The sequence below is a fragment of the Nocardia sp. CS682 genome, assembly GCF_004634405.1.
Lineage (GTDB): Bacteria > Actinomycetota > Actinomycetes > Mycobacteriales > Mycobacteriaceae > Nocardia > Nocardia ninae.
The window spans coordinates 8,519,513-8,544,282 of the sequence record NZ_CP029710.1 but is presented as its reverse complement, the minus strand read 5'-3'; the positions used below and the strand labels follow the sequence as shown (position 1 = coordinate 8,544,282).

Annotated in this window: 29 protein-coding genes; 14 read left to right on the top strand and 15 right to left on the bottom strand. The window is 66.9% G+C overall.

The window, feature by feature from the left end; all coding sequences use genetic code 11:
- The first annotated feature begins 61 nt into the window (after positions 1 to 61).
- Complete coding sequence (locus DMB37_RS38665; protein ID WP_206055122.1) at positions 62 to 1,048, top strand: LysR family transcriptional regulator; 987 nt, start codon at positions 62 to 64, stop codon at positions 1,046 to 1,048.
- A 5-nt stretch (positions 1,049 to 1,053) separates the two neighbouring features.
- Here DMB37_RS38665 and DMB37_RS38660 read toward each other — a convergent pair whose 3' ends face one another.
- Both DMB37_RS38660 and DMB37_RS38655 read right to left on the bottom strand, forming a co-directional pair.
- A complete protein-coding gene (locus DMB37_RS38660) occupies positions 1,054 to 1,464 on the bottom strand; it encodes a VOC family protein (protein WP_135236954.1) in 411 nt (136 codons plus the stop codon).
- A 5-nt stretch (positions 1,465 to 1,469) separates the two neighbouring features.
- Positions 1,470 to 1,919 carry a helix-turn-helix transcriptional regulator gene (locus tag DMB37_RS38655; RefSeq protein WP_135236953.1) on the bottom strand — a complete coding sequence of 150 codons (450 nt, stop codon included), beginning with the start codon at positions 1,917 to 1,919 and terminating at the stop codon, positions 1,470 to 1,472.
- A gap of 128 nt (positions 1,920 to 2,047) precedes the next feature.
- On the opposite strand from DMB37_RS38655, the gene DMB37_RS38650 reads away from it, so the two are divergent.
- The 3 genes from DMB37_RS38650 to DMB37_RS38640 all read left to right on the top strand — a co-directional run bounded on the left by DMB37_RS38650 (position 2,048) and on the right by DMB37_RS38640 (position 4,799).
- On the top strand, positions 2,048 to 2,797 hold the full coding sequence (locus DMB37_RS38650; protein ID WP_206055121.1) for a DUF6882 domain-containing protein: 750 nt from the start codon (positions 2,048 to 2,050) through the stop codon (positions 2,795 to 2,797).
- A 199-nt stretch (positions 2,798 to 2,996) separates the two neighbouring features.
- Positions 2,997 to 4,289 carry an aspartate--tRNA(Asn) ligase gene (aspS, locus tag DMB37_RS38645; RefSeq protein ID WP_135236952.1) on the top strand — a complete coding sequence of 431 codons (1,293 nt, stop codon included), beginning with the start codon at positions 2,997 to 2,999 and terminating at the stop codon, positions 4,287 to 4,289.
- Between the two features lie 165 nt (positions 4,290 to 4,454).
- On the top strand, positions 4,455 to 4,799 hold the full coding sequence (locus DMB37_RS38640; RefSeq protein WP_135236951.1) for a hypothetical protein: 345 nt from the start codon (positions 4,455 to 4,457) through the stop codon (positions 4,797 to 4,799).
- 9 nt (positions 4,800 to 4,808) lie between these two features.
- Here DMB37_RS38640 and DMB37_RS38635 read toward each other — a convergent pair whose 3' ends face one another.
- Positions 4,809 to 5,162: a hypothetical protein gene (locus DMB37_RS38635; protein WP_135236950.1), complete on the bottom strand. Its 354-nt coding sequence runs from the start codon at positions 5,160 to 5,162 to the stop codon at positions 4,809 to 4,811.
- Positions 5,163 to 5,508: 346 nt separating this feature from the next.
- Here DMB37_RS38635 and DMB37_RS38630 point away from each other — a divergent pair, with 346 nt between their 5' ends.
- On the top strand, positions 5,509 to 6,003 hold the full coding sequence (locus tag DMB37_RS38630) for a phosphoribosyltransferase (RefSeq protein ID WP_107656260.1): 495 nt from the start codon (positions 5,509 to 5,511) through the stop codon (positions 6,001 to 6,003).
- A 9-nt stretch (positions 6,004 to 6,012) separates the two neighbouring features.
- On the opposite strand, the gene DMB37_RS38625 is transcribed toward DMB37_RS38630, so the two are convergent.
- From DMB37_RS38625 to DMB37_RS38620, 3 genes are all read right to left on the bottom strand, one after another.
- Positions 6,013 to 6,549 carry a MarR family winged helix-turn-helix transcriptional regulator gene (locus tag DMB37_RS38625; protein ID WP_135236949.1) on the bottom strand — a complete coding sequence of 179 codons (537 nt, stop codon included), beginning with the start codon at positions 6,547 to 6,549 and terminating at the stop codon, positions 6,013 to 6,015.
- Between the two features lie 285 nt (positions 6,550 to 6,834).
- Entirely contained in the window at positions 6,835 to 6,996 is a 162-nt protein-coding gene (locus DMB37_RS40875) for a hypothetical protein (protein WP_167769075.1), read from the bottom strand.
- 29 nt (positions 6,997 to 7,025) lie between these two features.
- Entirely contained in the window at positions 7,026 to 7,301 is a 276-nt protein-coding gene (locus DMB37_RS38620; protein ID WP_107660396.1) for a hypothetical protein, read from the bottom strand.
- Between the two features lie 373 nt (positions 7,302 to 7,674).
- Here DMB37_RS38620 and DMB37_RS38615 point away from each other — a divergent pair, with 373 nt between their 5' ends.
- Both DMB37_RS38615 and DMB37_RS38610 read left to right on the top strand, forming a co-directional pair.
- Positions 7,675 to 8,502 carry an SAM-dependent methyltransferase gene (locus DMB37_RS38615; RefSeq protein ID WP_135236948.1) on the top strand — a complete coding sequence of 276 codons (828 nt, stop codon included), beginning with the start codon at positions 7,675 to 7,677 and terminating at the stop codon, positions 8,500 to 8,502.
- A gap of 96 nt (positions 8,503 to 8,598) precedes the next feature.
- A complete protein-coding gene (locus DMB37_RS38610) occupies positions 8,599 to 8,955 on the top strand; it encodes a hypothetical protein (RefSeq protein WP_135236947.1) in 357 nt (118 codons plus the stop codon).
- Here DMB37_RS38610 and DMB37_RS38605 read toward each other — a convergent pair.
- On the bottom strand, positions 8,952 to 9,971 hold the full coding sequence (locus DMB37_RS38605; protein ID WP_135236946.1) for an NADP-dependent oxidoreductase: 1,020 nt from the start codon (positions 9,969 to 9,971) through the stop codon (positions 8,952 to 8,954). The genes DMB37_RS38610 and DMB37_RS38605 overlap by 4 nt on opposite strands.
- 121 nt (positions 9,972 to 10,092) lie before the next feature.
- On the opposite strand from DMB37_RS38605, the gene DMB37_RS38600 reads away from it, so the two are divergent.
- The 5 genes from DMB37_RS38600 (at position 10,093) to DMB37_RS38580 (ending at position 13,199) form a co-directional block, all read left to right on the top strand.
- Positions 10,093 to 10,428, top strand: coding sequence for a hypothetical protein (locus tag DMB37_RS38600; protein WP_135236945.1), 336 nt, complete (start codon positions 10,093 to 10,095; stop codon positions 10,426 to 10,428).
- Positions 10,429 to 10,475: 47 nt separating this feature from the next.
- Entirely contained in the window at positions 10,476 to 11,204 is a 729-nt protein-coding gene (locus DMB37_RS38595) for a hypothetical protein (RefSeq protein WP_240772031.1), read from the top strand.
- A 110-nt stretch (positions 11,205 to 11,314) separates the two neighbouring features.
- On the top strand, positions 11,315 to 12,052 hold the full coding sequence (locus DMB37_RS38590; protein WP_240772029.1) for a hypothetical protein: 738 nt from the start codon (positions 11,315 to 11,317) through the stop codon (positions 12,050 to 12,052).
- Positions 12,053 to 12,171: 119 nt separating this feature from the next.
- Positions 12,172 to 12,501, top strand: coding sequence for a helix-turn-helix transcriptional regulator (locus tag DMB37_RS38585; RefSeq protein ID WP_135236944.1), 330 nt, complete (start codon positions 12,172 to 12,174; stop codon positions 12,499 to 12,501).
- Positions 12,501 to 13,199, top strand: a complete 699-nt coding sequence (locus tag DMB37_RS38580; RefSeq protein ID WP_206055120.1) for a cation transporter — start codon at positions 12,501 to 12,503, stop codon at positions 13,197 to 13,199. The genes DMB37_RS38585 and DMB37_RS38580 overlap by 1 nt, the downstream gene beginning before the upstream one ends.
- A 10-nt stretch (positions 13,200 to 13,209) precedes the next feature.
- Here DMB37_RS38580 and DMB37_RS38575 read toward each other — a convergent pair whose 3' ends face one another.
- Positions 13,210 to 14,223, bottom strand: a complete 1,014-nt coding sequence (locus DMB37_RS38575; protein ID WP_135236943.1) for a hypothetical protein — start codon at positions 14,221 to 14,223, stop codon at positions 13,210 to 13,212.
- 46 nt (positions 14,224 to 14,269) lie between these two features.
- Between DMB37_RS38575 and DMB37_RS38570 the strand changes: the two genes are divergently transcribed.
- Both DMB37_RS38570 and DMB37_RS38565 read left to right on the top strand, forming a co-directional pair.
- Positions 14,270 to 14,935 carry a TetR/AcrR family transcriptional regulator gene (locus DMB37_RS38570; protein ID WP_167769074.1) on the top strand — a complete coding sequence of 222 codons (666 nt, stop codon included), beginning with the start codon at positions 14,270 to 14,272 and terminating at the stop codon, positions 14,933 to 14,935.
- A gap of 115 nt (positions 14,936 to 15,050) precedes the next feature.
- Entirely contained in the window at positions 15,051 to 16,379 is a 1,329-nt protein-coding gene (locus DMB37_RS38565) for a cation:proton antiporter (RefSeq protein ID WP_135236941.1), read from the top strand.
- An 80-nt stretch (positions 16,380 to 16,459) separates the two neighbouring features.
- On the opposite strand, the gene DMB37_RS38560 is transcribed toward DMB37_RS38565, so the two are convergent.
- The 7 genes from DMB37_RS38560 to DMB37_RS38530 form a co-directional block, all read right to left on the bottom strand.
- Positions 16,460 to 17,512, bottom strand: coding sequence for an N-acetylglucosamine kinase (locus DMB37_RS38560; protein WP_107660393.1), 1,053 nt, complete (start codon positions 17,510 to 17,512; stop codon positions 16,460 to 16,462).
- Positions 17,513 to 17,556: 44 nt separating this feature from the next.
- Entirely contained in the window at positions 17,557 to 18,846 is a 1,290-nt protein-coding gene (locus tag DMB37_RS38555; RefSeq protein WP_135236940.1) for a 6-phospho-beta-glucosidase, read from the bottom strand.
- Entirely contained in the window at positions 18,846 to 19,733 is an 888-nt protein-coding gene (locus tag DMB37_RS38550) for a carbohydrate ABC transporter permease (protein ID WP_135236939.1), read from the bottom strand. The genes DMB37_RS38555 and DMB37_RS38550 overlap by 1 nt, the downstream gene beginning before the upstream one ends.
- A 3-nt stretch (positions 19,734 to 19,736) precedes the next feature.
- Positions 19,737 to 20,753, bottom strand: coding sequence for a carbohydrate ABC transporter permease (locus tag DMB37_RS38545; protein ID WP_135236938.1), 1,017 nt, complete (start codon positions 20,751 to 20,753; stop codon positions 19,737 to 19,739).
- Between the two features lie 7 nt (positions 20,754 to 20,760).
- Positions 20,761 to 22,101 carry an ABC transporter substrate-binding protein gene (locus DMB37_RS38540; protein WP_135236937.1) on the bottom strand — a complete coding sequence of 447 codons (1,341 nt, stop codon included), beginning with the start codon at positions 22,099 to 22,101 and terminating at the stop codon, positions 20,761 to 20,763.
- 37 nt (positions 22,102 to 22,138) lie between these two features.
- Entirely contained in the window at positions 22,139 to 23,320 is a 1,182-nt protein-coding gene (locus DMB37_RS38535) for an ROK family transcriptional regulator (protein WP_135236936.1), read from the bottom strand.
- Positions 23,321 to 23,735: 415 nt separating this feature from the next.
- On the bottom strand, positions 23,736 to 24,743 hold the full coding sequence (locus DMB37_RS38530; protein WP_135236935.1) for an RDD family protein: 1,008 nt from the start codon (positions 24,741 to 24,743) through the stop codon (positions 23,736 to 23,738).
- Positions 24,744 to 24,770: the final 27 nt, after the last annotated feature.

Sequence of the window (24,770 nt, the reverse complement as noted above, 5' to 3'; positions counted from 1 at the left end):
TCTCGTCTCGGATCGGTTTTCCTTGTGACTCATAGTTTTCCGCCGCGGCAACCTGCGAACAATGAGCAATCACGAAACGACAGTTGCGCTCGGGGTTAACGATCGCAACGATGACGGAGTGGAATTGCGTGACATCGAGATCTTCCTGACCCTCGCCGAAGAGTTGCATTTCGGCCGTACCGCGGAGCGGTTGCATATTTCGACGCCCCGGGTGAGTCAGACGATCGCCAAGCAGGAGCGGCGAATCGGTGCGCCACTGTTCGAGCGAACCAGCCGCAAGGTGACCCTGACGCCGCTGGGCGAACAGCTCCGCGACGACCTGCAAGCCGGTTACCGCCGCATTCTCGACGGCGTCGAATCGGCGACGAACCTCGCGCGGGGCGGCCCGGACACGCTGACCTTGGGTGTGCTCGGCCCGATGTGGCAGGACCTGGCGCCGATGACCGCGCTGTTCCGTAACCGTTTCCCGCACGTCGAGTTCCGGATGCGCGAGGTGCGCATCGATGACCCGTTCGCGCTGATCCGCAGCGACGAGGTCGACGTGGCCCTGCTCGCGCTGCCCGTGCGCGAACCCGACCTGCGCGAAGGACCCGTCGCGTTCAGCGAGCCCATCGTGCTGGTCGTCGGGCGGACGCACCCGCTGGCCGGGCGCGCCTCGGTGTCACTGGCCGAGCTGTCCGGCTACGACGTCCTGCCGTCCGGGCTGCCGATCCCGGAGTATTGGGAAGAGTCGTTCTCGCCGCTGGCGCCGGACGCCCGCCCAGCCGGTGCGCCCTCCCCGACCCGCGAGGAAGTGTTGTGGTCGGTAACCTCGGGCGACGCGGTGGCCTTCGCGTGTGGGCAGGCGATCAAGTACTACGACCGTGGCGAGGCGGTGTACCTGCCGATCGACGAGAATCCCACGCTGAGCTGGGGTTTGATCCACCGCGCCGAGACCGCCAGTCGCTGGGGGACGGAGTTCGCGCGCATCGCGACCGAACTCGGGCCGATCGAACTGACCCTCGATCTCGATCCGTCCACCCTGCACCGGCTGCGTTCGGTGAGCTGACCGGCTCAGCTCACCTGCTGGATCCGGACCATGTTGCCCGCGGGATCACGGAAGGCACAGTCGCGGACACCGTACGGCTGGTCGGTCGGCTCCTGGACCACCTCGGCGTCGCCGGCCTGCAGGCGTTCGAAGGTGCCGTCGACATCCTTGGTTGCCAGCAGGATGCTGCCGTAGGTGCCCTTGGCCATCATCTCCTCGATGGTGCGCCGCTCGTCGTCGGTGATGCCGGGGCTGGCGGCGGGCGGGTACAGGACGATTGAGGTGCCCGGCTGCTCCGCCGGGCCGACCGTGATCCAGCGCATCCCGTTGTATCCGACGTCGTTGCGCACCTCGAAGCCGAGGATGTCGCGGTAGAAGGCGATGGCGGCTTCCGGGTCGTTCTGCGGGAGGAAGCTCGATTGAATGGTGATTGTCATGCTGATCAGGCTAATTCCGGTGCACTCGCCGGCGCTTCTCGATTCCTGATCGGTCTGGTGACCTGTTTGGCCACGCAGGACGGCATCCCCGCGGTCGCCTCCGCCGCCTCGCGCCGGTAGGTGCTCGGCGGCACGCCGACCAGCTCGGTGAAGCGGGTGCTGAAGGTGCCCAACGATGAGCAGCCGACCGCGAAACACACCTCGGTGACGCTGAGGTCGCCGCGGCGCAGCAACGCCATGGCACGCTCGATCCGCCGCGTCATCAGGTAGCTGTACGGCGACTCGCCGTAGGCGAGCCGGAACTGGCGGCTGAGGTGGCCTGCGGACATGTGCGCGTCCCTGGCGAGGGCCTCGACGTCGAGCGGCTGGGCGTATTCACGATCGATTCGGTCGCGAACACGGCGCAGCCGCGCGAGATCGCGCAGGGTCTGCGCTTCGTCGGGCTTGCTGGTCACTCGAATGATCGTGCCATGTCGTCTCGGAGTTGCCTAGCGCCCGCCTTCTTACCCAATTCGCCGGGGCGTGAAGGACGTCATTTCTATGGGGGTGCACCGCACCCGCCGGTAAGACAGTATCGGGGGTCGTGACCGCTTATCTTCACCACGAATCACCCACGCTCGAACAGTTACTCGACGATGCCGCACTGATGTCTTTCGAACATCAAGAGCACAGTATCGAGGTGCTGGGTGAGCATCGGTGGCAGGTGAGTTACGAACCGCCGCGGTTCGAGTTCTTCGGCGAAAAGCCGTTGGTGTGCACGCGATTTCATGTGCTCGGCACGGCAGCGCCCGGTCCCCGCAGTTGGCTGTGGAGTTGGGCGAACAACGACTGGTATCCGCCCGAGGTAACCGAGCTGGCCCGCTCGGTGCGCGATTACGGACTGCGGCACGGGATTTCGGCGCTGTGCACCGACGAGGTGCCGTTCGCGGAGTTGCCCGGCGCGCCCACCGACCCGAACCGAGCCACCTGGCTGATGGGCGAACTCGCCAAAGCGGTATCCGGCAGTTGGACCTGGTACAGCTGCGACGTCGGCGGCGGCACCCGCCTCGCCGTGCTCATCGAACACCCCGACCTCGCCCTCCCCGCCCCCGACCTGATGCACACCATGCAGGCACTCACCGGCGTCTTCAAACTCGACCTACCCGACCACAAACGCGCACTGCACAGCTATGCGATGCAACGCGGACTGACCGCCACGTTCGCCACCGACGGCTCGACAATGCGCATCGCAGGTCCGGGAATCGAAGTCGCCATCGCGTTCAACGAGCGCGGCCTCGTCACCGCGATGTCGTCATCGACCGGCGCCGAGCCCAGGGCCGTCCCGGCCGAATAATCACTGGCGCCGCCGAATCTGCTCGCTAAGCTCGCAGATATGCGGCGATGACGAGCGTGACGAACTTCGAGCCGCGTCGGCCGGTCACCGAGAATTCGACCAGTAGAGGCAGTGCGCATCGCGCTGCGAAGGTGTGGTGGCACCGCGACGGACCCGATCGCCCACACCTCCCGGGGATAGCAACCTGGAGGTGAAGCTGATGCCACGCACGCTCTGTTCGGCATTGCCGACAACACGCAAGGACGGCGGATCGGTGACCGTCGAGGGATGGATACACCGGCGCAGGCAGCTCGCGACCGTCACATTCCTCGTGCTGCGCGACCGATCCGGCCTCGCGCAGGTGGTGGTAACGGATCCACAAGTCCGAGAACAGGTTTCGGTGCTGCCGGAGGAGACCGTGGTCCGGGTGACCGGCACCCCGATCGGCAATGCGAAGGCACCCGGCGGCGTCGAGATCATCGAGCCGGCGTTTCTGCCACTGAGTGCACCGGCCGAGCCACCGCCGGTCGAGCTGTGGCGGCCCGGCCTCGGGGTCACCCTGCCGACCATGCTCGACCACGCCGCGATCAGCTGGCGCCATCCCGCCCGGCAGGCGGTGTGGCGGATCGCGGCCGCCTCGATGGCCGGGTTCCGCCGCCACCTGGACGAAGCGGGATTCACCGAGGTCACGACACCCAAGATCGTCGACCAGTGCACCGAGTCCGGCGCGAATGTGTTCGCGCTGGACTACTTCGGCGCGACCGCCTATCTCGCCCAGTCGCCGCAGCTGTACAAGCAGATGCTCACCGGCGTCTTCGAGCGGGTGTACGAGGTGGGGCCGGTCTTTCGGGCCGAACCGCACGACACCGCGCGGCACCTCGCCGAATATGTCTCGCTCGACGTCGAATTCGGTTTCATCCGCGACCATCGCGACGTACTCGGCCAGCTGCGTGACACACTCGCCGCGATGATCGAGGCTGTTCGCGAAAAGGCCGGTGCCGCAATGGTAACCGTGGGTGCCGAGGTGCCGGTGGTGCCCGAGCGGATCCCGATCATCCACTTCCGGGAAGCCCTCGAACTGGTCGGGGCGGCGCCCACCGAACCCGACCTCGCGCCCGAGCACGAACGCCTCCTCGGCACGTGGGCCAAGGAGCGGTTCAACTCGGATTTCCTTGCGGTAGAGGGTTATCCGGCGGTCAAACGCCCCTTCTACACGCACCCGCAACCGAGCGACCCGCGATGGACGAACTCCTTCGACCTGTTGTTCCGCGGACTCGAACTGGTGACCGGTGGCCAACGGCTGCACAACCACGCCGACTACCTCTCGGCGCTTGCCGCCCGCGGCGTGGACCCGGCGGCGTACGCCCCCTACCTCGCGGCTATGCGCCACGGCATGCCGCCACACGGTGGCTTCGCCATCGGTTTGGCACGGTGGGTCACCCGCTTGATCGGCGCGGACAACATCCGCTACGCGACCCTGTTTCCCCGCGACATTCACCGCCTCCGTCCGTGAGCCCGGCGGCAGCTGCCCACATCACGGCAGCTGCCGCCGAACGGACGGCGGTGGCGCGTTGCGTCTTTCGGCGCGAACCAGTCCCCTCGCCGCGATTTCGGCGGGTACGGTGGGGGCAGTGGGCTGGGCTTCGATGTCGCGGGGACCGCGGCGAAAGTGGGGAAAATGACGATCATCGGTAGGTCGGTGCGACGGCTGGAGCCCAGTGCGAAAGGCGTGCAGGTGTTCGGTGAGCCCTACGAGACGGCCGACGGGTCGACCGTCATCACCGTTACCAGGGTGGGTGGGGGTCCGTTCGCGGCGTCACCGCAGGGCATCTTCGTCATTCACAACGGCAAGGTGCACTGGGAAGCCGCGGTCGATGTCACCCGGGTGGCGTTGCTCGGTGAGTTCATCGGGTTGGTGGCGACGGTGATCACCACGCTGGCAATTCTGCGCCGACCGCCGTGGCCCGACGTGTCCGCTGCCGGAATGGCCGCGATGAAGCGCATGAAGTCCGCCTGGAAGTAATACGCACTCTCAGCGCATTTCATAGACGTAGCAACCGAACCCGTCGACTTTCGCAGGCAGCGCCGCTTCACCGAATCCGTTCTGGGATTCACCCTCACAGACGGCAACCATCCCGGGTTTCGGTTGCACACCGCGCTGGTGCAGTTTGAATTTCTGTTTGATCGGACCGGTCGCGGGCGCACCGTGCTCCGCTTGGCAATTCCCGGTGCCCTCCGCGCCGACGTCTTCGGGCTCCTCGATCTCGTCACAGACGTAGGTCCACGTCTCGTCCGCGCTGGCCACCGAGGCGAGGAAGGTCAGACCGGCGGCCGCCGCGACGAAGACGACTGCGAGGGCGGCGATCCGAGTCGGACTGATGCGCATGACAATCCCCATTCTCTCTGGATTCGGTCATTCGGCCGCGGTTCGCACGAGCACCGGCATGTGCGGATCGACGCGGCCAAAAGAATTCCGGATAACACGCGATAGCGCGAACCGTAGCGGAATCGAGCGACGGTTCGGCCGATTTGAAACCGGGTGTCGCGGGCGAATCGCTGCCCACCGAAAAGCAGGATGAAAACTCCAGCAAATACACACCGGCAAAGCCCATAAATCGCGGTCACAGACAAAACAATGTTTGCCGATACCGCGGACCGGGTACGTGCCGACGGCCACATCCTGGCTACTCGTATGCTCTGTGCGCAGTCGCATCGAGGGAGACGGAGCATCCATGGCGGATCGGGAAGTGCTGAGCTGGGAGTTGTTCGGTTCGGCGAGCCGGGAGTTGGCGACCATGATCGCGGACGACGGGTTCGAGCCCGATCTGATCCTGTCGATCGCGCGCGGCGGGCTGTTCGTGGCCGGCGCGCTCGGGTACGCGCTGGACGTGAAGAACCTGCACGTGATGAACGTGGAGTTCTACACCGGCATCGACCAGCGCCTCGATATGCCGGTGATGTTGCCGCCGGTGCCGCAGGCGGTGGATCTCGCCGGAGCCACCGTGCTGGTGGCCGACGATGTGGCCGACACCGGCGCCACCCTCAAACTGGTGCGCGACTTCTGCGAGCACCACGTCGCGGAGGTCCGCTGCGCGGTGATCTACCAGAAGCCGCGCTCGGAGGTCGATTGCGAGTACGTCTGGAAGCACACCGACCGCTGGATCAACTTCCCGTGGTCGACCGAGCCGCCGGTGGTGCAGCGCAAGGTCAAGGTGCTCGACGCGTAACCGGCGCGCTCAGGCTTCTTTTCGCGCCTCGGCGATCGCGTCCAACCGTTCGCCGAGCGCGTTGACCTGATCGCGGAGGGCGATGAGGTGCTCGATCGGGTAGCCGACCCCTTCCATCACCGACTCGATCATCTCCCTGGCCTGATGTTGCAGGGCGACACCGGCTTCGGTCGCGCGGAGCTCTACCGCGCGGCGATCGTGGATTCTGCGCACGCTTTCCACGAACCCGTGCGCCTGTAGTCGCTGGATCAGCGGCGAGACGGTGCCGTAGTCCAGGCTCAGCTGTTCGCCCAGTTCCTTCATCGTCATGCCGGGCCGTTCCCACAGCGCGAGTAGCGCAAGGTACTGGGGATAGGTGATGTGCATCTGCTCGAGAAAAGGCCGGTAAGCGGCGGTCATCGAGCGCGATGTGGAGTACAGGGCGAAGCACAGCTGATTCGCCAACGACAGCAGATCGGGATCGGAGTCCCTGGCGGTTGCGGTGGTGCCCGGCGCTGCGGCCGGTTCGACACGCACCGCGGAACTTGGATGCGCTACCTCGGGCATACCTGCACTGTACGCATTGCTACCGACGAATTTCGCATCGTCGGGCCGGGACGCCGGCTCCGTTACCGCGGTGTAGCCCATGATGATCCGCTATCGGTCCGCATCGCGCGATATTCCGCCGAGGTGCGGGACCGCCATACACGCGGGGTGCACTATCGCCGCCCGGGCTTCCGCGGCCGAGGCCGACCGCGTCGGCGTCGGGCGGCACTTTCCGCCCCCTCCGTACTCGAACCGCCGAGCCGACCTCGACGACCGCTCGCGCTCGGTGGTGCTCAGCACCGACGGTCACTCCCCCGGCGAATGGGTGGATACCGGCGAGGTCTTGTCGCAGATGCTGATCCGGATCGGCACCGCCGCGCCGGACCATGGCCGCGCCCCGACACCGAGGCGCGCACTGTCCGACGTATTCCACGACAGCACAATCGAATCCGGCTCAACGAGGGACATTTCGCCGAGCCGGTGGCCTCAGTATCCGATCAGATGACGGCGTTCATGATGGTGCCGGCGCTGGTCGCTACCGCGCCGCCCGCCATCGCGCTGGCGATCATCTTCGGCGATTGCAAACCGCCGCCGTTCCACTTCTCCCACGCGAATCGGCCGCCGCCGTAGGTGATGGCGGTGATACCGGACAGTTGGACCAGCCAGGTGAAGTAGCGACCCATTTGCAGCAATTTGTCCGCCAGCGGCGGCGCCTCCGGTGTCGGATTTCCGACCTCCGCGAGAACGGTGTCGTGTAGCGCGGCCAGAATCATGCTCACGTGCGTGCTCCTTTTCGCAGGGTGGGGTGGGCCGTCTCCTGCTTTCCGCTCGGCGCCGGAAAAACTCGTGACCTGCGCAATTCAACCCCATCAAGATCACGGATGCGGTGCGACACACCGCACGGCGACACACCGTCCGAGCGAGACGACCGCCCGGATCGAAGGCAGCCGGTGCGGTATCGAAGAAAGTTCGCCGAAACCGGATGGTTCCCCGAAAATCCACCCTCATCCGGCCGAAGCGCCGCATGCCAGCCATTCGCTGGAATATCCTTGGCGGGCAAGATTCGCAGTAGCAGTCGCCGTCCCATCGGCGACTCGGCGGTCACCGGGCCCGACTCTCCCGTGACCGCCACAGGAGGGAATCCCCATGTCGGACAGTCGTGCACAGACCCCCACCGCATTACCTACCAAGATCGATACGAGCGTCGCGCACGAAGCGCGAGTCTACGATTACTGGCTGGGCGGAAAAGACAATTACCCGGCCGACCGCGCGCTCGGCGACGCCATTGCCGGCCACATCCCCGCCATTCAGACCATGGCGCGCGCCAATCGGGCGTTCCTCGGCCGCGCGGTGCAGTATCTGACCAGCGAGGTGGGCATCAACCAGTTCCTGGACATCGGCACCGGCATTCCCACCGCGGGCAACACGCACGAAGTGGCGCAGCGGCTCGATCCGGCGGCCCGGGTGGTTTACGTGGACAACGATCCGATCGTGCTCGCGCACGCCCGCGCCCTGATGGCGAGCAAACCGCAAGGCAAGACGGCCTTCATCCATGCCGACCTGCACGACCCCGGCGCCATCCTGCGCAACGCGACCCTCGGCGCCACCCTCGATTTGACGCAACCGGTGGCCATCATGCTGGTAGCGATCATGATGTACTTCCGGGACAGCGACGATCCGCACGGCATCATCCGCAACCTCCTGGACGTGGTGCCGTCCGGCAGCTACCTCGTACTCACCCACCCCACCGCCGATTTCGACGAGCGCGCGATGGCCCGGGTGGCGGCCGCCGCGGAAGACGCGGGCATCACCTTCTACCCGCGCAGCCGCACCGAAACCGAGGCGCTGTTCGCGGGCACCGAACTGATCGAGCCGGGCGTCGTCCCGGTGGTCACCTGGCATCCCACGCCCGGCGAGGAACCGGTCGACCCGGAGTCCGCCTGGTACTGGGCAGGCGTCGGCCGCAAGCCCTGACCAGCGCGCCTGCGCTGAGCAGGCGATGTTTGGCCTGCGCCAGGTCGGCAATGCCGGGAAGACCCTAGGCGGACCCGAGACCGGTGAGGTGCAGACATGGTCAACGACGTGCGGAAACGCCAACGCGACCCCAAAACCTATCGCCGCGCCGCGACCTACGTCCTCATCGTCAACGCGGCCGCCGCCCTGGCCTTCGCGGTGGCGGCCATCTGGACGGCGAACCGCAGCGCGTGCGCCGCTGCGGACACCCTGCTCTGTGACACCGGCGCGAAAACCGCGATGCTGCTGGTGCCCACCGCGATCCTGCTGCTCGGCGGCGTCGGCGCGTTCATCGAGACCTACCTCGAGTGGCGGCGCGGCAAGGCCTGGCCGATCTGGCAGGGCGCGGGCTGGTTCCTGTTCATGGTGATGGTGGTCTACCTGGCGATCGGCGGCAGCACGGTCGCGCGCTAGTCGGCGACCTTGACGACCACCTTGCCGAAATTACGACCCTCGAGCATGCCGATGAACGCCTCGGGAGCGTTCTCGAACCCCTCGGTGATGTCTTCGAGGTAGCGGACGCGACCGTCGCCGACCCATTCGCCCATCTCACGCAGGAAGTCCGGGTACAGCTCGCGGACGAACTCGGTCTGAATGAAGCCGCGGACGGTGAGGCTCTTGACCAGGATGCGGCTGTAGAAAGCGGGCAGGCGGTCCGGGCCGTCCGCGTCGCCGGTCGTGTTGTAGTTGGCGATGAGCCCGCACACCGGGACGCGCGCGTAGGTGTTCAACAGCGGATATACCGCGTCGGCGACCGCGCCTGCCACGTTCTCGAAGTAGACGTCGATGCCATCGGGCACCGCCGCCTTCAGCTGTTCGGCGAAGTCGGGCGCGCGGTGGTCGATCGCGACGTCGAAACCCAGCTCGTCGAGCAGGGCCGCGCACTTGCGCGGTCCGCCCGCGATGCCGACCGCGCGGGCCCCTTTGATCTTGGCGATCTGGCCGACCGCCGAGCCGACCGGCCCGGTGGCGGCGGCGACCACGACGGTCTCCCCCGCCTGCGGCTGCCCGATCTTCAGCAGCCCGGAGTACGCGGTGAAACCGGGCATACCCAGCACGCCGAGCGCCGTCGAGACGGGCGCCGTCTCGGGATCGAGCTTGCGCACGCTGGTCGCGGCGACCACGTCGTGCGTCTGCCAGCCCGAATAGGCCAGCACCACATCGCCTTTCGCCAGCTCGGCGGCCCGGGAGTCGACCACCTCGGCCACGGTGCCACCGACCATCACGCCACCGACCTCGACCGGTTTCGCATACGACTTCGCGGCGCTCATCCGGCCACGCATGTACGGATCCAGGGACAGATACAACGTGCGCAGCAGCACCTGCCCTTCCTCGAGCGGCGGCAGCTCGGCGGTCTCGGTGCGGAAGTTCGCCGCGGTAGGCGCACCTTCCGGGCGGGAAGCAAGCACGATTCGCGTCGTCTCGACCATGGAATCGAGCTTAGACCCGAGCGCGTTCGCGCCCGGCCAAGCTAACGGCACTGCCGGTGCGGCCGATAGAGCGATTGTCGGACACCACGACACCGGCTCTTCCACGTCGAAGGGAAAAACCGTGAAATCAGCAATGAAACGCGCGCTCGTCGGTACCGCCGCTGCGAGTTTGCTCACGCTGGCACTCGCGCCCGCCGCCTCCGCCTACCCCGTCGGGCCGTGGGGCGTGGAAGGTCCGTGCAAGGGCCTGCAACCGAACGAATGTCCGTGGAGCCACTCGGACGACGGCCTGACCTGGTCGTATAAGGGCCACTCGTCGAACTACGACAAGCAGGGGAACTTCGTCTGCGGCACCGGCGACACGCCGCTGGACAACCTGTACTGCGACCCGATCATGCTCGCGGTGCGCGCCCTGCCCTCGCTGCCGATCGGCAAATGGCTGCACCCTGGTAGCTGAGCTCCACCTCTGTCTCGGATCCGACCACCTTGCTCGAGGAGTTTCTTTTGGCACGCCTACGTCGCACCCGCGTCGCATTCACGATGACCACCGCCACCCTGGCGGTCCTGCTCACCGCGGGCACCGCGGCCGGACGGCCGATCGGGCCGTTCGATGTCGGCGGGGCGATCGAGGTCGAGTACGACCAGGCCGGCGGTGGCGCGGTCTTCGGTGACCCGGTCATCCCCGAATCCGACGCGGGCCGCGGCGGCAAGTACCAGGCCTTCGAACGCAACTCCTCCATCTACTGGCACCCGGCCACCGGGGCCAACCAGGTCGGCGGCGCCATCCGCGACAAATGGGGCAACCTCGGCTGGGAGAACGGCTTCCTCGGCTATCCCGTCACCCGGGAAGCGGCGACGCCGTCGAAACCGGGTCGCTACAACCACTTCCAGGGCGGCTCGATCTACTGGTCCGTCGGCACCGCCGCGCACCAGATCGGCGGTGCGATCCGCGACAAGTGGGGCTCCTACGGCTGGGAGAACAGCCCGCTCGGCTTCCCGATCACCGACGAGGCCCCCGCCAAGAACAACGGGCGCTACAACCTGTTCAACGACGGCGCCATCTACTGGTCCGGTGCCACCGGTGCGCACGTCGTCTGGGGAGCGATTCGCACCACCTGGGAAGCCAGGGCAGGCGTGAACGGTGGCTACGGCTACCCCACCAGCGACGAATACGACTACCAGAACGGCAAAGCTCAGGACTTCCAGGGCGGCCGCATCACCTGGCAGCCCTGACCCGCCGCCGAGCTGTTCGGACCGGGGCGCGTGCGCGGAGGTCGAGTCGTCGTGCCATCATCGCCTACCGACGCTCCGCCCTGTCTCAGCACACCTGACTAGGAGTTCTCTTGGTTCGCCTTCGTGGTATCCACCGCACGTCCGCACCGCTGGCCACGGCCGCCGTCGCACTGGCGGTGCTCCTGACCGCGGGCACCGCGGCCGCGCGCCCGATCGGGCCCTTCGAGGTCGGCGGCGCGATCGAGGTCGAATACGACCAGGCCGGCGGTGGCAACGTCTTCGGCGACCCGACCTCGCCGGAGTCGGATGCCGCCGATGGTGGCAGGTTCCAGACCTTCGAACGCAACGCCGCCATCTATTGGCACAACGACACCGGCGCCCATCAGATCGGCGGACCGATCCTGGACAAGTGGCGCGCACTGGGTTCGGAGACCGGCGGGCTGCGCTACCCGGTGACCCGCGAAGAGTCGACACCGGCGAAGCCCGGACGCTTCAGCCACTTCCAGGGTGGTTCGATCTACTGGTCGGTGGGTACCGCGGCGCACCAGGTCAGCGGCGTGATCCGGGACAAGTGGTACGCCCTCGGCGCGGAGAACAGCCCGCTCGGGTTCCCGATCACCGACGAGGCCCCCGCCAAGAACAACGGGCGCTACAACCTGTTCAACGACGGCGCGATCTACTGGTCGCCGCGCACCGGTGCGCACGCCGTCTGGGGCGCGATCCGAACGAGCTGGGAGGCAAGGGCCGGCGCGGACGGTGTCTACGGCTACCCCACCGGTGACGAATACGACATCGAGGGCGGCAAAGCCCAAGAGTTCCAAGGTGGCCGAATCACCTGGAAGCCTTAACAATTCAATACCTGCCAGACTGAGCCACCCGAGCTGTCCGCCGGGTGGCTCAGTTGTTCGAGCACGACCCCGTCGATACACCCTTTTCTGAATACAGAAATTTCTGTACAGTTGGCGTCGTGGACACGACGCTGCACAGTGGCGCGCTCTCCCGGTTCGGGTACGCGCTGTCGGATTCGACTCGAACGCGGATCCTGTTGAGCCTGCGGACGGCGCCCGGGTACCCGTCCGAGTTGGCCGACCAGATCGGGGTGTCGCGGCAGATCCTGTCCAACCACCTGGCCTGTCTGCGCGGTTGCGGACTGGTGGTCGCGGTGCCGGACGGTCGGCGGAGCCGGTACGAGCTGGCCGATCCGCGCATCGGCCGGGCCCTCGACGACCTCGTCGGCCTGGTGCTGGCGGTCGATCCCACCTGCTGTGCCGCCTCCGAAACCGAGGACTGCTGCTGATGCCGGACCTCGGCACTCCCCTCTTCGCGCCGAATCTCACACGGCGGCAAGTATTGTCGCGACGCATCCGATGGTTCGTCGCCGCGACGATCAGCTACAACATCATCGAGGCGATCATTGCGCTCACCGAAGGGACGCGGGTTTCCTCGACGGCGCTGATCGGTTTCGGCCTCGACTCGGTGATCGAGGTGTCCTCCGCGGCCGCGGTGGCATGGCAGTTCAGCGGCCGGGATCCCGAAGCGCGCGAAAAGATCACGCTGCGCATCATCGCCTTCTCGTTCTTCGCCCTCGCCGGCTACGTCGCGGTCGACGCCGTCCGGTCGCTACTCGGCGTCGGCGAGGCCGAGCATTCGCCGATCGGGATCGGTTTGGCGGCAGCGAGTTTGGTGATCATGCCGGTGCTGTCCTTGGCACAGCGCCGCGCGGGACGCGAACTCGGATCCGCCTCCGCGGTCGCCGATTCCAAGCAGACCCTCCTGTGCACCTACCTCTCGGCGGTGCTCCTGATCGGCCTGGTCCTCAACAGCCTGTTCGGGTGGTCCTGGGCCGACCCGATCGCCGCACTCGTCATCGCGGCCATCGCGGTCAAAGAAGGCCGCAACGCCTGGAAAGGTGACACCTGCTGCCCCACACCATCATTCGTGGACCCGGCGCAAAAGCGAACCCCGGCGTGCGACTGCTGCGACGACGAGCGGTGACACCGGCTGGTCAACCTTCTGCCGTAGCAGGTGAACTCAGTCGCCGCCCCATCCAGATGTAGGCCGCGATGAGCGCGACACCGACGGCGCACTGAAAGGCAATGTTCGCGAGGCGTCCGTCCAAGGCAACCAGGAGCAGCCCGAACAGCGCCGCCGACAGGCCCGTACCGAAGCAGAGGGCGAGCTGGTGTCGCGGCGTCCACTCGCGCCGGGTCCACCGCCGCAGCACCAGCGCCACCGCGGCGGCGAAGGTCAGCGCGCCGACGGTCCACCACACGAACGAGATCGGGCCGCCGATGAACGCGGCCAGGAACAACACGAACCACACCGTGCCTGCCGCCACCCCGAACAGCGCGACCCGCTTGGGTTTCGGCACACGCCCGGCAAGCACAACACGTCCGTTGTCCCGGCATCGCGTACTCGCCCAGACGAGACCGGCCGCCACGACGATCGTGACAGCGGCATGCCCAAGCGGGAGCCTGAAGTCGGAGCGCAGCAGCGAGATCGTTACGAATAGGGCGGTGCCGCAGGCGAAGACAGCGGCGAACGCTCCAGCCGACCGTCGGGATAGCCACGGCGCGCGACTGCTGCGCGGAAAGACCAGATGGGCCGCTGCAATCGGCAGCAGCACGCTCCACACGACGTGGTATCCGGACACGACCACCGCCCAGAACCAGTTGACCCCGAACGCGTTTCCATGCACCGGCTCGCCGTCCATCCCGACGGGGTTGAAGATCGTCTGCAAGGCCAGCCCCTCCTCGATCAGCGCAAAGGCGCAGCCGAGCAACACAATTCCCCAGCCGGACAGCCGCCACCGTTGCGCGAGCTCACGGATCAACACCACGCCGGCACCGTAGAAGCAGGCGATGGCCACCACCCGCAGCGGCTGCACGAAATAGCTCAACCGCAAGGAAGCGCCGAGCACCTCGCCCAGCACGGGAGCGAGGACGAAAAGGGTGAGCACTGCGCGCCGGCGCTCGCGTGCACTACTGGCGATGGCAGCCGGACGTGAGGACGAACCCATGCCCCGACATTAACAGAGTGGCTACTCTATTAACTATGCTGAACATGTGCCCCGTCCCATCGATCCGCAGCGACACCAGGCCCGACGACTCGAAATCATCGACGCGGGGCTGACCGCCTTCGCCGAGCACGGCTATGCCGGCGCCACCACCGCGATCATCTGCCGCATCGCCGGGATCGGCTCGGGCACCTTCTTCCACTACTTCCCCACCAAGGACGCGCTGCTGGTCGCGATCCTCGAACACAACACCGTGGAGACCCGCGAGTTCTTCGAGCAGCAGGCCGATCCGGACGATCCCCGTCGGCTGGTCCTCGGCTACGTCGAGCACGCCGCCGCCGGGCTGCTGGATCCGCGGGCCGCCGGATTCATCTCCGTCGTCGGCGGCCTGACCCACCGACCGGAAATCGCCCTGGCGCTGCGCGCGGACGACGAAACCGCCCGTACCGCACTGCAAGCCGCCGTGCGCGCCGCTCAGCAGGTTCGGCGGGTCCGCGGCGACGTGACGGCCGAACGGCTCGCGGAATGGATCCTGCTGCTGCTCGACGGTTTCGCCGCCAGGGTCGTCACCAGCGACGGCTTCGTCGCCGAACAGGAAGTCGACATGCTGAACGAACAGGCGGCACTCCTGCTCGACGGTCCGCGGGCATCCGAGGACCGTCGTCTTGCCCCAGCCCGCCGCGCTGACCACGGCTCGGCACCGATCAGCTTGTAGGCCTTGGCAATCCACCGCTGCGTCCGGTGGCCGGTGCGGGTGATCCGGTCGTGCGCGGCGGGATGCTTTGGGAGACTGCGCTTATCCGATACCGCACGGTCGGCAAGGAGAGCGTATGTCCACGGATACGGTGGGATCACTGACTTTGGCGTTGTTGCTGCTGATCGCCTGCGCCAATCTGTTCGGCCAACTCGCCGCGCTGCTGCGGCAGCCCAAGGTCGTCGGCGAGATCGCGGCGGGCATTCTGCTCGGCCCGTCGCTGTTCGGTCTGCTGGCGCCCGATACGGCGGCGCGGATCTTCGGCAACGGCGGCGACGACCCCTCCACGGTGGTGATCGGCTTCCTCTACCACCTGGGTTTGCTGTTGCTGATGTTCGTCTCCGGTGCGAGCGCCCGGAACGTGCTCGGCAAGGAGAATTGGAAGCCGACCGCCTGGATTCTGGGTCTCGGTACGCCGCTGCCGTTCTTCCTGGCCCTCGCGGTGGCCCCGCTGCTGCCGCTGGAGGATTTCATGGGCGACGCGGGCAGCGAGCCCGCGGTGATCCTGGTGTTCGCGGTCGCGACGGCGGTCACCTCGATCCCGGTGATCACCAAGATCTTCTACGACCTGGGCATCCTGCACACCCGCTTCGCCAGCCTCATCCTCGGCGCCGCCGTCGTGGAGGACATCGTGCTCTGGGGCGTGCTGGCGCTGGCCACCGCGATCGCCTCGGCCACGGTGGCCGCGGGCGGTGACGCGCTGGCCGAAACGGTGTCGGTGCATGTGGTGGCCAATGGTTTGTATGTGCTGGTCGCGATGACCGTACTGCCGCCGTTGCTGCGCAGGCTCAGCCGCGCCCGGTGGAACGTCCTCGCCGCACACACCCCGATCGCCTGGATCATGGTGGTCGTCCTCGGCTACGTCAGCGTCGCGGCGGCGCTGGACGTCACGCTGGCCTTCGCCGCGTTCCTCGCGGGCTTCGGCATCGTCGGCGGCATCAAAAGCACCGAGCACCAACGCTTCCGCGTCCCGCTGGAGGCGATCGAACACGTCTCCGCGGCGGTGTTCATCCCGATCTACTTCGCGGTCGTCGGCTACCGGCTCGACTTCACCAAGGGCTTCTCGCCGGTCATGCTGATCGCGTTCCTGCTCGGCTCCTCGGCGGTGGTGCTGCTGTCGACCGGGCTGGCCGCCCGGCTGGCGGGCTTTCGCCGCCTCGACATCGTCAACCTGGCGGTGACGTGCAATGCCCGCGGTGGGCCCGGGATCGTCTTGGCCAGTGTCGCGTTCGACGCGGGCATCATCAACGCCCCGTTCTTCACCACGCTCGTCCTCACCGCCGTGCTGACCTCCCAGGCCTGCGGCGCGTGGCTGGACTTCGTGCTGCGCAAGGGCTGGCCGCTGCTGTCCAGCGAAGGGGCCGAGCAGCAGCGCAAACCACCACACCAGTTCGTGCCTGAGTGAGCCAACCCGACTTATGCTGCGTCACAATGCATTAGACCGAACGTAGGCTGGACCGCCCGATTCACCTGGCGGTCCAGCGTTCAAGCAGGCTGGCCCATTTCGCTCGGGAACTCAGGCCGACCATCGGACGCGGACAGCGTCGGATAGGCGGAGCGAAGCCGTTGGCGGGCAGCCGCGGACGCACCGAGATGATCGAGCCCGAGCAGCGCGGCCCCGAGAACCGGTGGGGCAACGACGATTCGAGGCTCGGCCAGCGGTGCGACCTCGGCAAGCCGGGCCTTCACGTTCTCGACCAGTAGCGGCTGGCGCGCCGCGAGGACACCACCACCGAGGATCACCGGGGTCGGCGTATCGAGCAGATCGAGCTTGCGCAAGGCGACCAAGGCAAGCCGGGTGATCTCATCGGCCTGCCGATCGATGAGCCGCAGCGCGGTCGGATCCCCGGCCTCGGCGGTGGCGAACAGCACCCGGACCAGCTCGTGCAGCCGCTGCTCCGCGAGCTGGCCGAGATGGATTGCCTCGGCGACCGCATTGGCACCGGCGAGCCCGAAATACGCACCGATAGCGGCGGATAGCGCGGTCGGCTCGCCGCGGCCGTCCTCGGCCCTGGCCGCGTGCCACATCGCCTCGGCCGCCATGCCGCCGCCACCGCCCCAGTCGCCGGTGAGCACACCGAGCGCCGGGAAGCGGGCGGTGCGGCCGTCCGGCAGCAGCCCGGCACAGTTGATGCCTGCACCGCAGACCACCGCGACCCCGCGCGGCCCGTCGGTGCCCGCGCGGAGCAGACCGAAGGTGTCATTGACGACGCCCACCGTCAAACCCCAAGGGCGCGCGGCGATCGCGGCATGTAATCGCTGCTCCTCGATGGGCAGATCGACATTGGCCATGCACGCGCTCACCCGGGTGGTGAGAATCCCGCCGCGGGTCAATCCGGCCTGCCTGGCCACCGATTCGACCAGCGGCGTGAGCCCCTCGATCGCCTGACGGGCCCCGGTGCGGTGCGGTTGGTAACCGCCGCCACGCGCGGCGCCGAGCACCGACCCGTCGATCCCGACCAGCGCCACATCGGTCTTGCTGTTGCCCGCATCGATGGCGAGGACGCCCGGAATCTGCTCGTTCTGTGGGATTTTCATCAGACGCTTCCCCCGCCAACAGTTCACGGTGTTTTTCGGCATGATCACGCCCAGCCCAGGTAGGCGCGGTTATGCGCGATCAGCCGATCGGTCAGCTGGTCGGCCAGCTCGTTCTGGCCGATCAGCGGGTGCGCTAGTAGTGCGCGGAAAACACGGTCGCGACTGCCTTCCAGCGCGGCCTGCACTGCGAGTTGCTCGTACGCGGTGACGTGCGCGATCAGGCCCGCGAAGAGCGGTTCGATCGGGTGCTGCGGCAGTGGGCGCACCCCTGCGGCGTCCACCGCCGCAGGCACCTCGATCACGGCATCGTCGGGCAGGAACGGCAGGACGCCGTCGTTGCGGGTGTTGACCACCTGGACCGTGGTGCCGCCGCCGGTGCCGAGTAGCGCGGCGAGCAGCTGTACCGCAGCCTCGGAATAGAAAGCGCCGCCGCGCTGTCCGAGCAGTTCGGGCTTGGTGTCGAGGGTGGGGTCGGCATACATGTCCAGCAATTCCCGCTCGATGGCCGCCACTTCGGCGGCCCGTGAACCGGTGGTCGCGGACTCCTCGACCACCACGTCGTGCTGATAGAAGTAGCGCAGGTAATACGACGGGACGACGCCGAGCCGCTGGATCAGCGCCAACGGCAGCCGCACGTCGGCCGCGATGTCCGCGCCGAAGTCGGCGAGGAGCTTGGGCAGCGCCTCATGGCCGGTGCCCGCGCCGGGGTGGTCGAGCACGGTGACCCCGCGCACCCAGGTGAGGTGATTGAGGCCGACGTGGTCGAGCAGGATCAGCTCCGGGTCGACACCCAAGTGCGCGGCGAACTTTCGCTGGAACCCGATCGCGACATTGCACAGACCGACGGCCTTGTGTCCTGCCGATTGCAGTGCGCGAGTGACGATCCCGACGGGATTGGTGAAGTCGATGATCCAGGCGTCCGGGTTGGCCCGGCGCACCTGCTCGGCGATGTCGAGCACCACCGGGACAGTGCGCAACGCCTTCGCCAGACCACCGGCCCCGGTCGTTTCCTGTCCGACGCAACCACATTCGAGTGGCCAGCGTTCGTCCTCGTTGCGGGCGGCCTGCCCGCCGATACGCAGTTGCAACAGCACGGCATCGGCACCGTCGACCCCGTCGGCGACCGAGGTGGCCGTGCTGACCGTGGCCTGGTGTCCCTGTTTGGCGAAGATCCGGCGGGCCAGCCCGGCGATCAACTCCAGCCGGTCCGCGGCGGGGTCGATGAGGACGATCTCACCGATCGGGAGCGTGTCACGGAGCCGGGCGAATCCGTCGATCAACTCCGGCGTGTAGGTGGAACCACCACCGACTATGCAAAGTTTTAATGCGCGCATCAGCCTTTGACCCCTGTCAGTGTCACGCCTTCGATGAAGGCCTTCTGTGCGAAGAAGAAAAGGAGGATCACCGGCGCCATCACCAGCAGGGTGGCGGCCATGGTGAGGTTCCAGTTGACGTGGTGGGCGCTCTTGAACGACTCCAGGCCGTAGCTCAGCGTCCAAGCGGCCGGGTTCTCGCTGGCATAGATCTGCGGCCCGAAATAGTCATTCCAGCAGTAGAAGAACTGGAACAGCGCGACCGCGGCGACGGCGGGCTTGGCCATCGGCAACACGATCCGCAGCAGGATGCGCACTTCACCGCAGCCGTCGATGCGAGCCGCCTCCAGGTAGTCGTCGGGGATGGTCAGCAGGAACTGCCGCAGCAGGAAGATGGAGAAGGCGTCACCGAAGGCCAGCGGAATGATCAACGGCCACAGCGAGCCGGTGAGATGGAACTGCTTGGACCAGATCATGTACATCGGGATGACCGTCACCTGCGGCGGCAGCATCATCATCGAAACAACGGCCATCAGCGCGAGATTGCGACCGCGGAAGCGAAACTTGGCCAGCGCGTAGGCCACCGGGATGCTGGAGAGCAGCGTCAGCGCGGTGCCTGCCGCCGCGTACAGCAGGGTGTTGCGCCACCAGGTCAGGAATCCCGGCGTCTCCCAAACCTTTACGTAGTTTTCCCAGTGCCACGAGGCCGGCCAGAGGTCGGCGGTGAGTGCCTGCCGGTCCGACATCACCGAGGTGAGCAGCACGAAGGCGAACGGCATCAGGAACAGCAGCGCGGCGGCGATGGCGAGCGAGTGCACGGCAACCCAGTGCAGCGCGTCCTTGCGGCGGGCACCCCTGGCTTCGGCGGTCGGCATGGTGGGCACCGGGCGGGCGGGAGTCATGGTCATCGCTCAGTCCTCCTGCAGGAAGCCGGATTTGCGCCGCAGCAGCAACGCGGTGAACGCCATCGAGATGGCGAACAGGATCACGGCGACCACGCACGCGGAGCCGATATCGAAGCGCTGGAAACCGAGGTTGTAGACCATCTGCGGCAGCGTCCAGGTGGAACCGTGCGGGTAGCCGGGTACGAACGGCTCACCGGAGTTGCCCGCCTTGCCGCTGGCGACCTTCCCCGCCACGATCGCCTGCGTGTAGTACTGCATCGTCTGGATCACGCCGGTCACCACGGCAAACAGCACGATGGGCGTGATGTTCGGCAGCGTGACGTACCGGAACCGCTGCCACGGACCGGCACCGTCGAGCTCGGCCGCCTCGTACTGCTCCTTGGACACGTCCAGCAGTGCCGCCGTGAAGATGACCATCAGATCGCCGATGCCCCACAGCGCGAGCATGGTCAACGCGGGCTTGGACCACTCGGGGTCGGTGAACCAACCCGGCTGCGGCAGACCGATTGTGCCGAGCAGGTGGTTCACCGGGCCGGTCCCCGGGTTCAGCAGGAAGGCGAAGGCCATCGTGGCCGCCACCGGTGGCGCGAGGAACGGCAGATAGAACACCGTGCGGAAGAAGCCGAGTCCGGTCTTGATCTTGGTGACCAACAGCCCGATACCGAGTCCGAAGGCCGCCCGCAGCGTCACCATCACCAACACCAGCCACAGGGTGTTGCCCAGCCCCTTCCAGAAGAACGGGTACTTGTCGAGGACGTAGTTCCAGTTCTTCAGGCCGGTAAAGGTCGGCGCGGCGAACCCGTCGTACTTCATGAAGGAGAAGTAGAGGGTGGACAGCAACGGATAGGCGAAGAAGAAGCCGAACCCGATCAGCCACGGCGCGAGAAATGCCAAGGTGCGCAGAGTCCTCCGGCGGCGCTTGTGTTTCAGTGCCGCCGGAGCGGGCCGTTTCGATGCCACCCGGGTAGCGGGCTCGAGCGTCGGCTCGAGTGCCGCCGGGACGGACGTGCTCGACAGTGCCATCGCTACATCACTTCGCCTGGTCGATCGCCTCGTCGATTTCCTTCGCGGTCGCGGCCAGTCCCGCGGCGAGGTCGACCTTGCCCGCCTCGTAGTCGTAGCCGAAGTTGTTCAGCGAAAGCTGGTACGCGCCACCGTTGATGCTGGCCGGCGTGGTCGAGGAGTTGGGGTTCTTCGCGATGTCGATGAAGGTCTTGAAGTTCGCATCGGCCGTCAGCTTCGGCGAATCCAAGGCCTCGTTGGTGCTCGGCACGTTATGGATAGCATTGGCGAAACTGACCAGCGCATCGGTGTTCGTGGCCAGGTACTTCACCAATTCCCAAGCCGCGGTCTGCTTTTGGCTCGACTTGGCGACGCCGATGATGGTGCCGGTCTGGTAGCCGCGGCCGTAGGTCTCGGCCTGGTCGTCGGGCACCGGGAAGGGCGCGGTGGCCCACTCGAAGCCCACCGGGAATTCGGCCAGCGACGCGGTGCGCCATTCGCCGTCGAGCGACATGGCCACCTGGCCGGTGTGGAAGGGGTTCTTGGCGCTGAACTCCTCGCCGAAGGTGGTGCGGTACCGCTCCAGCTTGTCGTACCCGCCGAGCTTGCCGATCAGATCTTTTTGCCAGGAGAACATCGCGGCGACCTTGGGATCGGTGGCGATGTTCGACTTACCGTTCGCGTCGAAGTATGTCGCGCCGTACTGGCCCAGGTAGTGCGTGGGACTGGTCTCGTAGCCGTGGTAGTTCGGCATGAAGCCGAGCTGTTTGTAGCCGTCACCCTCGGCGATGGTCAGCTTCAATGCCGCGGCCTCGAACTCACTGAATGTCTTCGGTGGCGAGGTGATTCCGGCGGCAGCGAAAGCGGTCTTGTTGTAGTACAAGCCATAAGAGTCGCTGAGCAGCGGCAGCGCGCACTGGTTGCCTTGGAACCGGCTGTACTCGAGCATGGCGCGCGGGAAGGTCGCGGCGGGGTCGATGCCTGACTTCTTCAGGAAGGGGTCGAGATCGGCCCAGACATTGGCGGAGCAGAACTTGCCGACCGAGTCGGTGGTGAAGGAGGAGACCGCGTCCGGCGCGTCCCGGCCGCCGGCCCGCAGCGCCTGTTCGAGCTTGTCGTCGGCGATATTGGCGACCGCCTTGACGCGGATGTTGGGGTGCAGTTTCTCGAAGGCGGCGATGTTGTCGTTGATCGCCCTGACCTCGTGGTCCTGACTCCAGCCGTGCCAGAACGTGATGGTGACTTCTTTGCCTTGGTCGGAGCCGTCGCTGCCACCGGTGGAGCTCTGCCCGGTACAGGCGGTGACGAACAGCGCGGCGGACGCGCATGCGGTGAGGGCGGCGAGGATGCGGCGTGTCGTTCTGCGCATGTGCGGTTCTCCTGGGTACTGCTCGAGGTGCGGTGGATCAGTGAGTCGAGAACACGGTGTCCCTCGTGGTGGCCAAGGCGCGTTCCAGCGCTCCGTGTAGTACGGGCGACCCGGGTACGGTGCTGGCGCGCACCGCGGGTCGTGCGAAGGTGAGTTCGGTCAGGGCGTCCTCGACCAGCGCGGCCAGCCGTTCGCCGCCGGCCCGTGGCACGTCACCGCCGAGGATCAGCAGCTCCGGGTCCACCACCGAGACGATCGAGGCGATCCCGAGGGCCAGGCGGCTGGCGAACTCGACCAGGAACGCATCGCCGGACCCCGGCGTCTCCAGTGCCTCGGCGACCACCCGCGCGGCCGTCGGCGCGGACAGGCCGTGCTTCTTCGCCAACGCCAGAACCGCTGGGGCTCCGGCCAATTCCTGGAAGCCGCCGGAATTCTTGCGGCGGACGTCGTGCACGATCGGCGCGCCGGGCAGTGGCATGTAGCCGACTTCGCCTGCGCCGCTGTGGAAGCCGCGGTGCAGCCGACCGGCGATCACGATCGCGGCGCCGACACCGACGCCGGTCCACAGCAGCACGAAGTCCTCGCTGCCCTGCGCCGCGCCGTGCGCCTGCTCGGCGATGGCGGCGAGGTTGACGTCGTTCTCGACCGATACCGAGCAGCCGATGGCCGCCTCCAGTTCGGCGACCAGTCGCGGGGAATGCCAGCCGGGAAGGTGTGTGGCGTAACGCAGTTTTCCGGTGGCCGGGTCGAGCGCGCCGCCGATACCGATGACCACCTCGCCGCAGACCCCGTCGCCGATCTCGGCGAGGGTGACCGTCTCGGCGACCGCCTCGCCCACCCTGGTGATGGTCTCGGCGGCGGGCCAGCCCTTGGTGGCGACCTCGTGTTCGGCGAGCACCCGACCGGTGATGTCGGCGACGGCGATGCGGATCCGATAGGCGGTGACGTCGAGCCCGGCCACATACCCTGCCGTCGGATTCACCTGGTACAACTGGGCATTCGGCCCGGGCCCACCCGGCATGGTGCCGACCGGGACCACCAGTCCGGCCGCCTCCAATCGTGACAGCAGCTGGGAGGCGGTCGGCTTGGAAAGGCCGGTGAGCGTGCCGATTTGGGTGCGGGACAGCGGGCCGTTGGCGAGCAGCAGTTCCAGCGCGGCGCGGTCGTTGATCGCGCGCAACAGGCTGGGCGTGCCTGCGAGGGTCTGGCGCGTATTCACGTGACGCCCCTCCCCTCACCGCGACCGGTGAACTATTAGGAAAGTTTCCAATTACTGTGAGGAGGGACACTATGTCCGGTTCGTCTGGCTGTCAATCGCTGTCCGCGTGGCGGATACCCACACGTCACGTGTCGGACGCCGCCGTTGACCTCAACCATCGTTGCGGATCCAGGGTCGTTTCCGAACGAACGACACCGAAGGGCTGCCCCGGAAATTCGCGAAGTCGCAATCGGCACAACAGATCTCGCTGCAGCAGCGGACTTCTACCGGAACGTGTTACGCCTTCCGGTCACTGCGGAGCGTTCGGAATTTCCCCAGATGATTTCGAGCTCGCCTCAGAACTGGGTACGCGCATCGACGCACCCAGGAGGGCGGCAAGCTCATGCTCACCTCGGCGGCGCACATCGAAAGCTGATCAGCGGCGTCGCCGCGCGAAGGTCGCCCGCAGATTGGTGCCGACCTTCTTGGCTGTGGCCTGAGCTTGCTGTCCACGTTCGGAATCGAGCAACTGCCGGACGGTCTCGCCGGTGTGTTTGCCCGCACTCTGACTCAGGAGACGCAGCTGCGTCGCCTGAGTCGACGCACGCAGCTCGCGGAAGCGTTCGTCCTCGGAAAGGTGTTGGGCGTGTTGCTTCATGGCCTGCGAGACGGCCTGCACGCGTTCGAGGCCGAGTTGCGTGCCGCGATCGATGATCGCCGTGTCCTTGGCGGCCCGCCATGACTTTTGGTACAGGCCCGCGCGGACGACCGTGGTGCCCGCGATGTGATCGATCACGGTGCGACGGCTCGCGCTCGCCATCGGGGCCGCGTTGAGCACCAGCGCGAGGACGGCGACGTGCCAGAGGGCAAGTGACAGCACGAACTTGCCTGCGAGCAGGGCGATGCAGGCGGCGGAGTACAGGCCGACATCCACCACGGTGCTCGCCAGTGCCCGGCGGGCCGACTGCCACTTCCCCAGCCTGCCGCGGGGACCGGCGAGTGCGTGAACTCTGATGTCCAGCAAGAACTTTCCGAGCGTACGACCCTTCCAGAGCAGGCAGGCGAAGTGATACACGAACACGATCAGCACTAGCGCGAGGAACGCCTCGGTGATCAGTAGCAGGACTTCGCCGAAGACGTCCCAGCCGAACGCCCTACCCGCGCCGCCCCAATCTCCGTTGGCGCGGAACAGGTTCCAGCCACCCGACTGGGCAAGGCCGGGCCAGCCGGACAGGTAGTCGGCGATCCGGTAGTGCGTCACCGAGCCGAGCAGGACCGCCGCCGCCACGATCACGGCGAAGTCGACCGCCCACGCGACTATTCGCCGGTTCGCCGGTGCCGTTTCGGGCGTGGGGGTGGGCTCGGCCATGATGTGCACCTCTTCGCAATACCGGCTGCGCGAGTCCGGAAATCCGCGCGCCGGCGCGTTCTTCTTGCGTCTCACAGACTCCTCGGACGAGGCAGGTCGCAC